Below are 16,019 nucleotides of genomic sequence, written 5' to 3' on the forward strand. Positions count from 1 at the left end.
AGGTGGGCCGCTCCTTGGCCCGCCGAATAATTCAGCGGGCCAAGATCTCAGCGGATTGAGAGTGGAACGCTCGGTGAGCGTCCCACTCGTTAGCGCTTCTGTTTGACGATCTTTTCCTGATCAACATCGGACTCGGAAAGCGCATCGAACTCTTCGTGACCGGCGCCAACCAAGTGGTTATCCCCGTCACCGAAGAAACCGCGCTTGAAGTCGGTGATTGAGGTCTTGAGTGCTTCCACCGTGTCGTCTTCCAACTTCTTGGTCTCCGCCAAGGTAGTCAGAATCCCCGAAGTATGCCGCAGGTGTTCTAGGAACTCCGCCTCAAAGCGGTTAATGTCCTCTACCGGGACATCATCCAAGTAGCCCTTGGTACCGGCCCAGATTGAGACGACCTGCTCCTCAACCGGGAACGGGGTGTACTGAGGCTGCTTGAGCAACTCCATCAGCCGGGCACCACGGGTCAGCTGCTGACGTGAAGCGGCGTCCAAATCGGAAGCGAACATTGCGAAGGCCTGCATATCGCGGTACTGCGCGAGATCAAGCTTCAAAGTACCCGAAACCGACTTCATTGACTTTACCTGAGCGGCGCCGCCAACACGGGACACCGAGATGCCCACGTCAACAGCGGGACGCTGGTTGGCGTTGAAGAGGTCGGACTGCAAGAAGATCTGGCCGTCGGTAATCGAGATCACGTTGGTCGGAATGAACGCGCCGACGTCATTTGCCTTGGTTTCGATGATCGGCAAACCGGTCATCGAGCCCGCACCGAGATCATCGGAGAGCTTAGCGCAACGTTCCAGCAGACGGGAGTGTAAGTAGAACACATCGCCCGGGTAGGCTTCACGTCCCGGCGGGCGGCGAAGCAACAGCGACACGGCGCGGTAAGCTTCAGCCTGCTTGGAGAGATCATCAAAAATGATCAAAACGTGCTTGCCGCCGTACATCCAGTGCTGGCCAATGGCTGAACCGGCGTAGGGCGCCAGGTACTTGAAGCCGGCAGGGTCAGAAGCCGGGGAGGCCACGATGGTGGTGTACTCCAAGGCGCCATTGTCCTCGAGGGTCTGACGAACCTCGGCAATGGTGGAAGCCTTCTGTCCGATAGCGACGTAGATGCAGCGGACCTGCTTCTCGACGTCACCCGAGGCCCAGTTAGCCTTCTGGTTCAGGATGGTGTCAACAGCAATCGCGGTCTTACCGGTCTTACGGTCACCAATGATCAGCTGACGCTGACCGCGACCGATCGGGATCATCGCGTCGATAGCCTTCAGACCGGTCTGCAGCGGCTCATGCACCGACTTACGCTCAGTTACACCGGGAGCCTGGAGTTCCAAGGCACGAGTGGTCTCGGCCTTGATCTCGCCGAGACCATCGATTGGTTCACCGAGCGGATCGACGACCCGGCCCAGGAAGGCATCGCCCACCGGAACGGAGAGGATCTCACCGGTACGGTGAACTTCCTGGCCTTCTTCAATACCAGTGAAGTCACCAAGGATGATGACGCCGATCTCCCGAACGTCAAGGTTCTGGGCTAGGCCCAGGGTGCCATCTTCAAAGCGCAGCAGTTCGTTCGCCATGACCGAGGGAAGTCCCTCGACCCGGGCGATGCCGTCGCTGGCGGTGGTAACCCGACCAACCTCGACACGTTCTGCGTTGCCAGGCTCGTAGGACGCCGCGAACTCGTTCAACGCATTACGCACGTCGTCGGCGTTGATGGTCAATTCGGCCATCTGCAGTCCCTGCTCTCCTCAATCACGGCGACCGCATTGCGGTGCGCCTTTGTGTACTTCCTCATTATTCTTTAGCCGGCTAATTGCCGACGAAGTTCTCCCAGACGGGCGATTACAGTAGCGTCAACCACTTCGTCGCCCACCTTGACACGCACTCCGCCAATGAGCGTCGGATCAACGCTGATATTGACTTTGAGTTCGCGTCCGTAAAGCTTGTTCAGCCCTGCTTCAAGACGGCTCTGCTGGCTTTCACTCAGCGGATGACTCACTGTAACCACGGCAATCCAGCGTTCCTGACGCCGAGCTGCCAAAGTGGCAAACCGTTCCACCAGCTTGGCCGGCCGAACCCCGCGGGGGTTGCTAACCGCCTGGCTGATCAGCAGCTTCGCGGCATCACCAGCCTGCGGCACCAGAGCCAAGGCCAGCTTGACCTTAGCTGCGTTGCTAGCCTGCGGGGCGCTCAGTGCTCGCTGCACCTCGTGGCTAGCATCGACCTGTTGGTTGAAGGAGAACAAGTCGTTCTCCAGTCTTTCCAGACCAGCGGCTCCGTCTTGCGAGTTCTCCGCCACCGCGATAGCCACCGTGGCTGCAACTGTCTCCAGCGCATCACCAAGATCGCGCGGCGTGGCCCAGCGTTCGGTGGCCAGCGAGTCAGCAATCTTTTCGGTCTCGGCAGAAACTTTGCCACCCACCAGCGAGGCGAGCAGACCGCTCTTGGCGGCCGCATCCCTTGACGGGTCGGTTAAAGCTCGACGGAGCCCAGCGGAGGAATCCAGCGTGCTGAGTACGGCGAACAGTTCCTCCGCCAAAGACAGCGAGGCAGTAGCCAGTGACGGCTCCAGGTCTCCCAGAACCTTGGCTTCAGAAGCGCTCGATACTCCGGCCATTACTGCTTCGCACCTTCTGTATTGCTCGCGGCGCTGTGATCTTCCAAATCGGCCAGGAAGCGATCAACCACGCGAGCCGAGCGGGCGTCGTCATCGAGAGACTCGCCGACGATGCGACCGGCCAAGGTGGTGGCCAAGCTACCAACCTCGGTGCGCAGCGAAACGACCGCAGCTTGACGCTCGGCGGCAATAGCCGCATGAGCCTGCTCGGTGATGCGGGCGGATTCCGTAGCGGCCTTGGCCTTCAAATCAGCCAAAATCTGGGAGCCTTCGGCGCGAGCCTCTTCCCGGATACGATTCGCTTCAGTGCGCGCATCTAGTAGCTGCTGCTTGTACTCTTCGAGCGCGGCAGTAGCTTCAGCCTGTGCCTGCTCAGCCTTGGCGATGCCGCCTTCAATGGCTTCAGTGCGCTCGGCGAAGGTCTTCTCAAACATCGGAACGATGAATTTGACCACAATGAAGAGCAGGATCGCGAAGCCGAGGAGTACCAACCCCATATCCCAGATATTGGGAATAATTGGATTGACACCTTCTCCACCGCCGGCGGCGACAATATTGAGGTTACCCACCTGCTACCTCTCCTTATCTGCGTGGACTAAGTCCAACGGCATTGACCTTGGACTTATTTGATGATGAACGCGAAGACCAAACCGAGGATCGCGAGCGCTTCAGTGAAGGCCAGACCAAGGAAGGCGATGGGCTGCAGCACACGCTGTGCCTCCGGCTGGCGAGCAACGCCACTGACGTAAGCGGCGAACACCAGACCCACGCCGATACCGCCACCGATAGCGGAGAGGCCGTAACCGATCATGTTGAGAGAGCCAGTGAGTTCGATAGTGCCGTTGAGAGCCTCAGCTGCTTGAATCATGATTTTCCTTTCAAGATACCGTCACCATGACGGTAGGTTGTTGGAGATATCCCGGTCGGGAATCCTTTTAGATAGAACGTTAGTGCGCATCCGCGTGGATGGCACCCTCGATATAAGTAGCGGTCAACAGGGTGAACACGTAGGCCTGTAGGAACATGATCAACAGTTCCAAGAAGTACATGCCCAGGAATCCGGCAATCACCAGAAGCGAGGCACCCTTCAACAGCACGTTTTCCTGCATAATCAAGAACTCGGTGCCATAACCCGCCATCAGCACGATCATGTGTCCGGCCAGCATGGTGGCGAAAAGACGCAAGGAGTGAGTCATCGGACGGACCAAGTAGTTCGAGATGATTTCGATCGGAACCACCATCACCAGCAAATAGCCAGGAACCCCTGACGGAACCACCGAGAGCTTGAAGTACCGGAAGCCGTTTTTCTTAATACCTAGAATGATCCAGGTCAGGTAGACCACGCCAGCCAGCACATAGGCACCGCCAACATGGGAGAAGGTAGGAATCTCAGCGATCGGGATCGCGCCGAACATATTATTCACCACGATAAAGAAGAACAAAGTGAACAGCATCGGCACATATTTAATGAAGTCACGACCGCCGATGATGTCCTTAGCGATGGAGTTCCGCACAAAGCCGTAGGCGATCTCGCCGGCGAACTGCAGCCGACCAGGGACAAGCTGCTTCTTCCGGCCAGCGACCAGGAAGAAAACAGCAATGAGGATGACCGAGAGCACAATCAGGACGTGATATTTACCGATGCCATCCCAGGCGAACCAGGCGCCGGGCAGGCCAGCGTCGTCGATTCCCGGTGGGTTGAATTCGCCGTTCGACGATTCCTCGGCGGGGAGCATAAGCGCGTTCAACGCGTTTCCTCTCTGCAGTGTCCTTCATTGGGCAAGATCTTGAATGCGGCGGAGCAACATTCGTTTATGGATTTTTCAAAACGTGCCAGATAAGACTGTCTCATCACGACCGATCACTCTTACCGTTCACATCTTCTTTGACGTGCTGGCTGCGAAACCTCGGCGCAAAGGATAGATAAAGCCCTCCGGCGAGCCCAACGAGAGCACCGACAAGCACTATCCACTGAGTTTTGAACAAAGCGTCCAACCCCCACCCTATCAAACTCCAGACCACGATTCCGCCAAGAATGTAGCTGAAGACGGTCATCCCGGCGTTGTAGGTGGTACTGCCCTCGGCGGCATCGGTGCCACCAGCGGCTGCTGAGATCAAGGGAGGTTTCTCGGAGCCCTTGCGCTCCCCTGCGTTCCGCTTAGTCATGATCCGAAGTCACCCCCGGCGCGTTTGGCTCGTTGAAAATTTGCTGTCTGGTACGGGAGAAAACGATGACCTCGACGGCTTGCCAGATCAACACAGAGGCGAGCGCGGCGACAAAAAACCACAGGCGGTCTAACCATTCCGGCGCACCGATTGTAATGAGCAATGCGGCAAAGCCGACGAACTTCACGACATAGGCGACCGCGAACGCGCCAAGCGCACCGGTCGGATTCTTGCGACCAACAAAATGGCCGATCAGCAGCGAGATGGTAAAGAAAATGATGACCATTCCGCCGCCAAAGAAAGCACTCAATAAGCCGGAGCCACCAGCAAAAAAGAGCGAAATTACAGCGACCAACACAACTGCGGAGACGGTCCAGATCAAGCAGCGGATCAGAATCCGCAACCAGGGAGACGCAGTGGGGCCAGACGGCTCAATCCGCGAGGGCGTCGAAGCACCACCGGCGGTGTGGGAGTCAGTCATTGGAACCCAATCTAGTTCAGGCTTTGGTCTGGAAGCCAGCGAAACAGGAGCGTTGCTGAGGATTTGCTGGCAACGCACTATAAATTCTACACGAGATAGAACAGTGCTCTTGACCACAAGAGCTGATCGCGGACAATCCAGCTATTACCGATCTCGGAACCAGGTTTATTCGGACTTTACCGGCCCCTTGGCCAGCGTGATGGTCACCCAGGCCATCAATAATGCTGCCAGCACATCAACCACGATGACCCACTGCCAAGGAAAGAAGGCGAAGGCAATGCCGCCGAAAGCCAGCACAAAGGTCCAGGAGTACATCAGCACCACCGCACCACGATGCGAATAGCCAAGGTCAAGCAGGCGGTGATGCAGGTGCCCACGATCAGCCGAGAACGGCGAACGACCCGCCATGGTACGACGGACCACGGCCAGGCCAAGATCCAGCAGGGGCACTAGGAGAATGGCGATCGGCAAAACGATCGGCACAATCGCGGAAACACCGCCGACTCGATTATAGAAGCCACTGCTGACGGTATCTGGGTTGTATCCCAAGGCCGCAATACTTGCCGAAGCCATCAGCAGGCCGATTAGCATAGAGCCGGAGTCGCCCATGAAGATCTTGGCCGGGTGCCAGTTATGTATCAGGAATCCCACGCAGATACCTACCAGTAGCGCCATCAGCAGAGTGGAAAGGTCGTACCAATCGGTGGCCGCCGAGCTACGACGAACCCAATAGGAAGCGATGAAAAAAGCCAGGCCGCCGATGCCGGCAACGCCGATGGCCAAGCCATCAAGTCCGTCCACAAAGTTAAAGGCGTTCATCACCAGCACGATGAAGAACACAGTCAGAAAAATCCGCAGTGTTGGCGATTCAATCGGCAATGGTTTACCGGGCCACGGGAAGACGAAAAGTCTTACACCCCAAAGAGCCACTGCACTGGCACCGACAATCTGCCCGATCATCTTGACCCACCAGCGTAAGTCAATGATGTCGTCGACAATGCCGACCGCAACCACAATTGCTGCACCCAACAGCACACCCCACGGGCTGTAGGTATCTTTGAAGACACCTTTCACAAAATAGGTCTGTGACGAGACTGCCAACGCCACGGCGAAACCAATGAATAAGCCCAGGCCGCCCAGCCTTGGAACCCGATCCGAATGTACATCTCGTTCTCGGATCGGAGTGTAGACCTCGAATTTCCTGGCCAGAGAGCGCGCGCCCCAGGTGGCGGCATAAGACGATACGGCGGCCAGCGCCATCATCAACAAGTAGATTGTCATTGAGCTGAGACTCCAACCCCGGTGAGCCGGGTGATGGTTGCCGCAAGGCGCGAGCAGACATCTGAAGTCATGCCGTCAATTCTGCCACTGTTCCGCTGAGACACCCGCTGCTCAGCGCTCCGGTGAGTCGGCAGGACGGCCAGCAGCGCTCGGAGCGTGAGTGAAAGCACCGCGATAACCAATCTTGCGCAGCGAGGTTGGCACCAAGCGATATCCGCCGCGTACCAGCACATTGCCGAACCAGCGTAGCGGCCCGATATAGCCTGCTTTGAGCATTTTTCCCTGCAGTCGGAGCTCCGCACTGAACATTTCCTTACCGCCTCGGCGGTGATAAGCCCCGGCGGAAACCCGGTACTTCAGTAATGGCTGCGATAGATTAGCGGCCTTGGCACCGCGATGCAGCATTCGCAACCAGAGCCAGTAATCCTCGACACTCGCCATCGCACCATAGCCACCGGCTTCAAGCACCGCGCTCTTGCGGTACACCACAGTGGGGTGATGGAAAGGACTGCGGAAGCTGGAGCCGGAAAAAATCTGTTGCTGATCCAGTGGCACCGGTCGGTAAGCCAGACTATTCGATTCATCCTCGGCGATTTCCTCAAGCGCCGAGCCGATAATGTCATAACCGGACTCCAAATAGGGCAGTTGAAGTTCGAAGCGTTCCGGCCGTGAAACGTCATCGGCGTCCATCCTGGCCACGAATTCGTGACTGCATTCGGCCAAACCAGCATCCAGGGCTCGAGCCAGCCCGCCCGCTTGCGGCAACCGCACCACTTTGACGTTGGCCAGCCGGGCCTCGGCTTCTGTGATCTGCTCCGCTATCCGTGCATCGACCGGGCCGTCCTGCACAATCACCACTTCAGCGGGCTGCCGGTGCTGCTCAATTGTCACCGAATCCAAGGCACGCCGGAACCGGTTCGCCTCGTCACCGATATAGACCGGAATTAGCACCGAAAAGTCAGCCACTTGATCGGCTGAGACTTGAAGCTTCCAGGCCGGTAGCTGATGGACTCCGGCCAGCGCCTGTTCATTGCTGCGTGGCTGGCTCAACAAGCCGTCCCGCAGGCCCCGCCATCCTGCCTTTAGCACCGCCGCCCGAGAAGAGCTTCGCCGCACCATGGAGAACCAGCGGCGCACGCTCGAACCACCGTAGAGCAGGCGCTCCCCCGTGGTCAGCGCCGAAGACCTGCTAAACGTCCAGATCTTATTGCGTACCTCAAAAAAGAAACGCTCACCAATATCGACGGTGTTCGAATCGAAGACTTTAGTGTGATGGCTGACCACAGATTTCTCACTCGCCAGAGCCGTTCGGTGCCTGGCCAGCCGGGCGGTAAATTCAAAGTCGTCGTTCCAGAGGAAGTAGTCGACGATCGGCAAACCATCCTGACGAATTGCCTCCGCGGAGACAAAAAGTGAAACAAATGACGCCGAACGGATCGGCCGAGCGGAGAACTTAGCCGCCCGAGACTTCTGCGCTGCTGAAGCACCTACCCGGGTTCGCGGCGAATTCATCGGGTGCTCCCGGCCATCGGTCCACAGTACCCGGCTGGCGATCAGTGCGGGGGTCTCGGCGGCCGGATAGTTCTGCCAAAGCTCTAAAGCTTCGCTCAGCGTCTCGCGGTGCGGCTCGGTATCGTCGTCCATGATCCAGAGCAGGTCTGGCCGATGATTGGCCAATGCGTGTGCCATTCCGACCGTGAAGCCGCCAGCACCGCCGGTATTTTTTGTCAGTTCCACCAGTTCGTAATCACAGGGCAATTGGAGTGAACGTAAATAGTCAACCGAGCCATCGGTGGAGGCATTATCGACAATCACCAAAGCGTCCGGCAGCCGAACGGCCCGGCAGATCGATTCGACTGCCCTGCGTAGCAGTTCTTCCCGGTTGAAGCTCACCAGCACCGCAACGACGCGGGTGGAACTCATGCGCTCTCGCTTTGCGTGGGTTTGTTATCGCTCTGCGTTACCTGCTTTACCGCTGCCTCGCTCGGAGTTTCCACCCCAGCTTGCAACTTCTCAGCGGCGCTAATTGCCTCTTCCAGTTCGTTAAGGCTCTTCTCACGGTCTACTGATTCTTGTGAGATGTCTGAATCGGCTGGTTCCGTGGAGTCAGCAGACTCAACTGATTCGACCGACTCCCCGGGATCAGCTGATTGCTCGACCGAGGAATCGACAGAATCAACGGTGTCAGCAGTGTCTTCTGTTATTGGCTCAGCCGCGGGTTCCTCGCCGATGTCCAAGACGCTCGGCACAATCGCGCGCAACTGTTCGAGCGTGATTGCGCCGCGGCGAACCACTCGAAGTTGCTCCCCGGTGGCATCCACAATTGTCGACGATAGGCTCTGCGCCTCAGCCTCCTCGGCGCTGCTCTCGGCACCCGTGGCCACTTTGGGACGTTCACCGTCACCCAGGTAAACCTCGACCACTTCGCCCAGCTGTTCCCGGGCACCGGCGGCGGTGCTTGGTGTTGGCTGGCCGGTGCGGTTGGCCGAAGAAACCGCAAGCGGCCCGGTCAGGGTGAGCAAGTCTAGGGCTAGAGCATCGTCGGGCATCCGCAGTGCTACGGTGCCGAAGGTCTCCCCTAGATCCCAGTCCAAGCTGGGCTGAGCATGAAAAATCAAGGTCAATCCGCCCGGCCAGAAAGCATCGGCAAGTTTGCGCGCGTCCTCGCTAATATCGGTCGCCAAGCCGTCCATGGTTTGAATCCGTTGGATCAGCACTGGCGGCGGCATCGAACGGCCGCGCCCTTTCGCGGCAAGCAAAGTAGCTACCGCAACCGGCGAGAAGGCATCGGCGGCAATGCCGTAGACGGTGTCCGTAGGCATCACCACCGTCTGCTTCTGAGCAATCGCTTTCTGGGCATGTTGCAGTCCCTCGGCGCGCTGAGATTCGATGGTGCAGTCGTAAACGATGGTACTCACTGAGTCATTCTTTCATCATGTCCGCTAGTTTGCTGGTCAACGCTACTTTGTCCGCTGGTCGCCCGATCCTTACCCGCCAGATCCCGATGCCCTTGCACCTGAGTAAATCCGGCCTGCTGAAACAGCCGCTGGATTGCGGCAGCCTGCACCTCGGCATGTTCCATTACGAAGTAGCCACCCGGTTTGAGCAACCGCGCAGCGCTAACCAAGGCCGCGGCCGGCAGCTCAAGGCCGTCGATCCCGCCGCCGTAAAGAGCGATCTCCGGATCGTGTTCGGCGACTTCAGGCTCATTCGGTACCGCATCGGCCGGAATGTAGGGTGGATTGCTGACCACCACGTCCACCTGGCCGTTCAGTTCGGGGAAAGCCGTCCGCAGGTCACCCAGTCGCAGTTCCACCGAGTGCCCGGCCAGGTTCTGAGCCGCCCAGGCATGGGCGAGTTCGGAAAGCTCGACGGCATATACTTTCGAGCCCGTGACTTCGGAGGCAATTGCGGCGGCCAGCGCTCCGGATCCGGTGCCGAGGTCGACGACTACCGCAGCATCGAGCAATAAGGCTTGATCAATAGCCAGCTGAGCTACGCTCTCGGTTTCAGGTCTGGGCACAAAAACACCAGGACCAACCGCCAGTTCTAACTGTCGAAAATAAGCTTTGCCGGTGAGGTGTTGCAATGGCAATCGTTTGGCGCGCTCGGCAATAAGTTCGCTATAACCGACTGGCGTTGCCACTCCACGCAGCGCTGCGGCCCGGAGCTCCCCCGGCGACAATCCGAGCAAATGGCCAGCCAATAATTCGGCGTCGATTCGTGGACTTGGCACGCCCGCTGCGGTCAGCTGCGCCGTCGCCTGGCGGATCGAATCTGCCAGTTCCAAGCTATCAGTGAGATCCATCTCGTTCACCAGTCACCTCGGATGATCGTCAAATCTACTCGCCGAGGGCATCCAACCGAGATTGCTCGTCCATCTCAATAGCCGATTGAATCACTGGCTCCAGATCGCCGTTCATCACGGCATCCAGGTTGTACGCCTTGTAACCGGTGCGGTGATCGGCAATTCGATTTTCCGGGAAGTTGTAGGTGCGAATCCGTTCGGAACGATCCATAGTGCGGATCTGGGACTTTCGCTGCGCAGAGTTCGCGGCATCGATTTCAGCCTGCTGATGGGCCAGAATACGAGCCCGCAACACGCGCATACCGGCTTCGCGGTTTTGCAACTGAGACTTCTCATTCTGCATCGCCACCACAATGCCGGTGGGCAAGTGAGTAATTCGCACCGCGGAGTCAGTGGTATTCACCGACTGACCACCCGGACCGGAGGAACGATAGACATCGATCTTCAGATCGTTCTGGTTGATCTCCACCTCTTCGGGTTCATCAACCTCGGGAAGCACCAGCACGCCAGCGGCGGAAGTGTGAATCCGGCCCTGCGATTCGGTCACCGGTACCCGCTGAACCCGGTGCACGCCACCTTCGAACTTCAGCGAGGCATAGACACCTTCGGCCGGATCATTCGAGCGGCCCTTGACCGCAATGGAAATATCTTTATAACCACCGAGGTCTGACTCAGTAGCCGAGATAACTTCGGTTTTCCAGCCCTTGGTCTCGGCGTAGCGAGTGTACATCCGGACCAAATCGGCGGCGAATAGTGCCGATTCATCGCCACCCTCGCCGGCTTTGACTTCCAGAATGACATCACGAGCGTCATCCGGATCACGCGGAATCAACAGTCGGCGCAATTTCTCCTGCGCGGCAGCGAGTTGCTCTTCGAGCTCTGGAACTTCGGCGGCAAACTCAGGGTCTTCTGAGGCCATCTCACGAGCGGCGGCCAAGTCATCGCTGAGCTGCTGAACCTGGTGATTGCCTTCCACGATATTGCTCAGTTCGGCATAGCGTCGGCCAAGCTTACGAGCCAAACCCTGATCTGCGTGCACAGCGGGGTCGCTCAGCTTCAGCTGCAACTCAGCATGCTCTTCTAATAGCCCGTGGATGGACTCAAACATCTCATAACCTTCCGCGTCAGGAATTCCAAACAAATCCAGCTGCCCCACTGAATGTTGCCCGAGTTACCGAAGTGAAGGATTTCTCTTCACTTGAGTAACTCTAGCCACACTCAGTGGGACAGCTGGGATAAAGCTAGCTACTTATCGTCGTCGGACTTAGCGCTCAGCGTCGACTTCTGAATCTGCATCAGGAACTCCACATTGCTCTGCGTCTCACGCAGCTTGGAGGTCAGCAACTCTAGCGCCTGCTGCTGCTCGAGGCCGGAGAGCACTCGGCGCAGACGCCACATGATCTTGACCTCTTCTTGGGAGAGCAGGTTCTCTTCGCGACGGGTGCTGGATGCATTAACATCCACCGCCGGGAAGATGCGCTTATCGGCCAGCGAACGGGAAAGCCGCAACTCGGAGTTGCCGGTACCCTTGAACTCTTCGAAGATGACCTCGTCGGCCTTGGAACCGGTCTCCACCAGGGCACTGGCAATGATGGTCAGCGAACCGCCGTTCTCGATATTGCGAGCAGCACCGAAGAAACGCTTCGGCGGGTAGAGCGCAGCGGCGTCCACACCACCGGAGAGGATACGTCCGGAAGAAGGTGCCGAGTTATTGTAGGCCCGGCCCAAACGGGTCATCGAGTCAAGCAGCACGACGACGTCCATGCCCATTTCGACCAGTCGCTTAGCGCGCTCAATCGACAGCTCGGCGACCTGAGTGTGATCATCGGCCGGGCGATCGAAGGTCGAAGCAATCACTTCGCCGCGCACGGTGCGCTGCATATCGGTGACTTCTTCTGGCCGCTCGTCAACCAGCACCATCATCAAATGAACTTCGGGGTTATTGGTAGTGATCGCCTCGGCGATGGACTGCAAGATCAGTGTCTTACCGGCCTTCGGCGGGGAAACGATCAGACCACGCTGGCCCTTGCCGATCGGGGCGATCAAGTCAATAACTCGAGGGCCGATCTTCTTCGGATCGGTCTCCAAGCGCAAGCGCTCGGTCGGGTACAAGGGCACCAACTTGGTGAACTCGACCCGGTCCTTGAGTTCTTCCGGGTTCTTGCCATTGACGCTAGTTACCCGCACCAGAGCGTTGAACTTCTGCCGCTGATTCTGGTTCCGGTCCTCGCCCTCGCGTGGCGCACGGATCGCACCGACCACGGCGTCGCCCTTGCGCATATTGTGCTTCTTGACCTGAGCCAGCGAAACATAAACATCGTTCGGTCCGGGCAGGTAGCCGGAGGTACGCACGAAGGCGTAGTTTTCCAGCACGTCCAGGATGCCCGCTACCGGCAGCAGGACGTCATCCTCGGTGACCTCGACGTCGTCGACGTCCGGGCCCTGATTGCGGCCGCGGCGGCGATCATTGCGGTCACGGTAACGATCATTCCGGCTATTGCCACGATCATTGCGGTTATTGCCACGATCCTCGCCGGAGTTGCCGCCGTTATCGCGGTCATTACGACCATTGCGCTGGCGACGGCGCTCGTTGCGGTTGCCCCGGTCTTCGCCGTCGTTCTTCTCGCCACGGTTCTGCTGGTTATCGCGACCCTGACGGTTCTCATTGCGGTTCTGATTCTGAGCGCCCTCGGCAGAATTCTGCTGTGAAGCGTCTTTTTCGCCTTGCTCAGCTGCGCCCTCGGTGGACTCAGCAGAGGTGTTATTACGGTTATTGTCCCGACGATTGCGACCACGCTGGCGGCGCTGGCCACCTTCGTTCTCGCTATTCTCGTTGGCCGAGTCATTGCTAGGCTGCTCCACCGCAGCTTCCACATTCTCAGTGCTGGCGGCAGTGCTGACCACTCCGTCGCTCGCAGCACGACGGCTACGGCCACGGCCACGGCCGGTGCTTGCCGGTGCGGATTCAGCGGACTCGCTGGAAGCAGCCTCGACGGCGGGAGCTGCTTCGGTGGCTGGTGCCTTTTCTTGTTCTTGCTCTCGACTTTGGCGCGCCTTGCTGCCGCGGCCGTTGCTATTGCTCTTGGTGTCGCGATCGGCGACCGATGAGCCACGCTGGTGGGCCGAGATGGCCGTCACCAAGTCGCTCTTGCGCATCCGCGAGCCGCCGGTAATTCCGAGCTGGCCTGCAAGAGCCTGTAATTGCGCCAATTTCAGTCCGGCGAGCCCATTGCTCTTGGCCGGGGCCGCAGCATTGCCAGCGGCAGTTTCAGAATTGGCATTGTCCACGCCTGCGGGCAGGCTGGTGGTTTCTGTCACGAAGGATCCTTCCCCCTCGATACCGATCCATGGCGTCCATGGGATCGCATTGGTTGATGTCAGTTCACAGGCGTTCTGGCCAGTCAGCTAGATGCTGGCGAGCCGGTCCCGGCGCTCTGATTTTCAGCAAGCTGCAACGCAACTTCTGTGCTGATAGGTGAAACAACTTCCGCACACCTTTGAGACGTGGCGAGAAGTATTGCATCTGCAAATATTGCCGGTAAAAGTCATACCAAGAAATTTGGCGGGTAGCTATAACTACCGATGCATGACTATTTTAGCACCCTCCAGGTCAATTTCGAGTTCTCGAACACGCCAGGGACTTTCCGGAGCGAATTCGCTCGGCTCAGAGCGGCCGGCCGCGAGCGCCACCTGCTGTGCTAATTCTGCTTCTCCGGGGTTAGCAGTCAGTATTAATACTGTCGGCCCCGCGCCCGAAATAACTGCTGCCAGATGTCTCGATCGCGCCGCGCTCATCAGTTCAGCGCTTTCCACCATCGCCTGAGCACGATAACCCTGATGCAAATAGTCCTCGGTGGCGGCGAATAAGAATTCCGGTGCTTGCGCCAAGGCGTGGATGAGCAGGGCAGAGCGGCCCGAATTCGCGGCTGCACTTTGATGAGAGACCGATGAAGGTAACAGCTCTCGGGCGACTTCGGTAGACAGTTCGTGACTAGGCACGGCAACCAGCGGAACAACGCTGGGGTGCACCTGAACCTTGGCGGTTCGGTAGCTATCTTCTTCTTGCCAGGAAATCGCTAAACCACCAAAAAGCGCAGGAGCTACGTTATCCGGATGTCCTTCTAACTCGGAGGCATGCTGGAAAATCCATTGAGTTCCTGGGCGGGCATGTTCAGGTAATAGTTGATGAGCCGCGCTGAGCGCTGCGACAATGGCAGCCGCCGAGGAACCCAGGCCACGGCCATGCGGAATCACGTTATTCGCCACGATGCGCAGTCCGGCACGAGCATAGCCCGCGCTACTGAGTGCGTGATCAATACACCGCACGCTCAAATGCGAGGCGTCCCGCGGCAGCGAATCGGCGCCCTCACCATTGAGCTCGAACAACAATTCAGGACTATCCAAGGTCTGCACAGTCAAAGTGTCATAGAGACCCAGTGCTAGACCCAGCGAATCAAAGCCCGGACCGAGATTGGCGCTAGTGGCGGGCACCTGAACTGTTACCGTTTGCCCGGCAGCAATCAGCGGCAGCTCGGCAGGGACTGAATCGGCGACTGAGGGGCACATTTAAGCTTCCAGGCCGAGCGCGCGGGCCACACTGACAACGTCGAACTCAACCTTCTCCGGCTGCACAGCACTGCCGTCCGGGTTCTTCAATGCCCAATCTGGATCCTTTAGGCCGTGCCCAGTCACGGTGATCACGATGCTCTGGCCAGCTGTGAGCTCTCCGGCACGATATTTCTTGAGGATGCCTGCCACCCCGGCAGCAGAGGCCGGTTCGACGAAAACACCTTCCTTCGAAGAAAGCCAGCGGTGAGCTTCCAGGATCTGCTCATCGGTGACAGCTTCGATCACACCAGCAGATTCATCTCGGGCAGCAATTGCTTGCTGCCAAGAAGCAGGGTTGCCAATTCGGATTGCCGTGGCGATGGTGTCCGGCTGGTCAATCGGATGCCCGGCCACAATGGGTGCCGCACCGGCGGCTTGGAAACCCCACATTGCCGGAGTTTTGCTGGCCACCGCGGGCAGTTCGCCATGCTCGGTCTGGAAAGGCGCAGCGTATTCCTGATAGCCCTTCCAATAAGCGGTGATATTGCCGGCGTTGCCGACCGGCAAAGCATGAATATCAGGGGCATCGCCGAGGGCGTCCACAACTTCGAAGGAACCTGTCTTTTGCCCTTGGATTCTGGCCGGGTTCACTGAGTTGACGAGGAACACCGGATAGGCCTCGGCTAGCTTGCGGGCCACCTCGAGGCAATTATCAAAATTACCGTCGATTTGCAGCAAGGTGGCGCCGTGGGCAATGGCCTGGCTCAGCTTACCCATCGAAATCTTGCCCTCGGGCACCAGAACCGCGCAGGTCAATCCAGCAGCAGTTGCATAGGCTGCAGCAGAGGCGGAGGTATTACCGGTCGAAGCACACACCACGGCTTTGGCACCGGCCTGCACTGCGGCGGTGATCGCCATGGTCATGCCGCGGTCCTTGAAGCTGCCGGTCGGGTTCATCCCTTCCACCTTCAAGTACACAGTGCAAGAAGTGAGTTCGGAAAGCGCCCTGGCCGCCACCAGAGGGGTTCCCCCCTCCCCCAGGGTGATGATCTTGGTGCTCTCGGTTACTGGCAACCGGTCGGCGTATTCGCGGATTACTCCGCGCCATTGCTGAGCCATGT

Annotated in this window: 15 protein-coding genes; all 15 read right to left on the reverse strand. The window is 58.3% G+C overall.

What is annotated here, in order from left to right:
• Nucleotides 1-89 precede the first annotated feature (89 nt).
• A complete protein-coding gene (atpA, locus tag UM93_RS07150; protein WP_045074662.1) occupies nucleotides 90-1,727 on the reverse strand; it encodes a F0F1 ATP synthase subunit alpha in 1,638 nt (545 codons plus the stop codon).
• Between the two features lie 71 nt (nucleotides 1,728-1,798).
• A complete protein-coding gene (locus UM93_RS07155) occupies nucleotides 1,799-2,614 on the reverse strand; it encodes a F0F1 ATP synthase subunit delta (RefSeq protein WP_045074664.1) in 816 nt (271 codons plus the stop codon).
• A complete protein-coding gene (locus tag UM93_RS07160; RefSeq protein WP_045074666.1) occupies nucleotides 2,614-3,183 on the reverse strand; it encodes a F0F1 ATP synthase subunit B in 570 nt (189 codons plus the stop codon). The genes UM93_RS07155 and UM93_RS07160 overlap by 1 nt, the downstream gene beginning before the upstream one ends.
• A gap of 53 nt (nucleotides 3,184-3,236) precedes the next feature.
• Complete coding sequence (locus UM93_RS07165) at nucleotides 3,237-3,449, reverse strand: ATP synthase F0 subunit C (protein ID WP_199921835.1); 213 nt, start codon at nucleotides 3,447-3,449, stop codon at nucleotides 3,237-3,239.
• Between the two features lie 112 nt (nucleotides 3,450-3,561).
• Complete coding sequence (gene atpB, locus UM93_RS07170) at nucleotides 3,562-4,362, reverse strand: F0F1 ATP synthase subunit A (protein ID WP_045074668.1); 801 nt, start codon at nucleotides 4,360-4,362, stop codon at nucleotides 3,562-3,564.
• Between the two features lie 103 nt (nucleotides 4,363-4,465).
• Entirely contained in the window at nucleotides 4,466-4,780 is a 315-nt protein-coding gene (locus UM93_RS07175; protein WP_045074669.1) for an AtpZ/AtpI family protein, read from the reverse strand.
• On the reverse strand, nucleotides 4,773-5,261 hold the full coding sequence (locus tag UM93_RS07180) for a Cg1360 family ATP-synthase-associated protein (RefSeq protein WP_157874116.1): 489 nt from the start codon (nucleotides 5,259-5,261) through the stop codon (nucleotides 4,773-4,775). Before UM93_RS07180 ends, UM93_RS07175 begins: the two co-directional genes overlap by 8 nt.
• A 165-nt stretch (nucleotides 5,262-5,426) precedes the next feature.
• Entirely contained in the window at nucleotides 5,427-6,542 is a 1,116-nt protein-coding gene (locus UM93_RS07185) for an MraY family glycosyltransferase (protein ID WP_045074671.1), read from the reverse strand.
• A gap of 111 nt (nucleotides 6,543-6,653) precedes the next feature.
• Nucleotides 6,654-8,465 carry a glycosyltransferase gene (locus UM93_RS07190; RefSeq protein ID WP_045074672.1) on the reverse strand — a complete coding sequence of 604 codons (1,812 nt, stop codon included), beginning with the start codon at nucleotides 8,463-8,465 and terminating at the stop codon, nucleotides 6,654-6,656.
• Nucleotides 8,462-9,460, reverse strand: coding sequence for an L-threonylcarbamoyladenylate synthase (locus UM93_RS07195; protein WP_082057049.1), 999 nt, complete (start codon nucleotides 9,458-9,460; stop codon nucleotides 8,462-8,464). The genes UM93_RS07190 and UM93_RS07195 overlap by 4 nt, the downstream gene beginning before the upstream one ends.
• Entirely contained in the window at nucleotides 9,457-10,350 is an 894-nt protein-coding gene (prmC, locus tag UM93_RS07200; RefSeq protein WP_045074674.1) for a peptide chain release factor N(5)-glutamine methyltransferase, read from the reverse strand. Before prmC ends, UM93_RS07195 begins: the two co-directional genes overlap by 4 nt.
• A gap of 34 nt (nucleotides 10,351-10,384) precedes the next feature.
• Nucleotides 10,385-11,458 carry a peptide chain release factor 1 gene (prfA, locus tag UM93_RS07205; RefSeq protein ID WP_045077040.1) on the reverse strand — a complete coding sequence of 358 codons (1,074 nt, stop codon included), beginning with the start codon at nucleotides 11,456-11,458 and terminating at the stop codon, nucleotides 10,385-10,387.
• Between the two features lie 137 nt (nucleotides 11,459-11,595).
• Nucleotides 11,596-13,668, reverse strand: a complete 2,073-nt coding sequence (rho, locus tag UM93_RS07210) for a transcription termination factor Rho (RefSeq protein WP_045074675.1) — start codon at nucleotides 13,666-13,668, stop codon at nucleotides 11,596-11,598.
• A gap of 258 nt (nucleotides 13,669-13,926) precedes the next feature.
• Nucleotides 13,927-14,916 (reverse strand): homoserine kinase, encoded by a 990-nt coding sequence (gene thrB, locus UM93_RS07215; RefSeq protein ID WP_045074677.1) that lies wholly within the window; start codon nucleotides 14,914-14,916, stop codon nucleotides 13,927-13,929.
• On the reverse strand, nucleotides 14,917-16,017 hold the full coding sequence (gene thrC / locus UM93_RS07220; RefSeq protein WP_045074679.1) for a threonine synthase: 1,101 nt from the start codon (nucleotides 16,015-16,017) through the stop codon (nucleotides 14,917-14,919).
• Between the last annotated feature and the right edge of the window lie 2 nt (nucleotides 16,018-16,019).

The organism is Psychromicrobium lacuslunae (genome assembly GCF_000950575.1).
GTDB lineage: Bacteria > Actinomycetota > Actinomycetes > Actinomycetales > Micrococcaceae > Renibacterium > Renibacterium lacuslunae.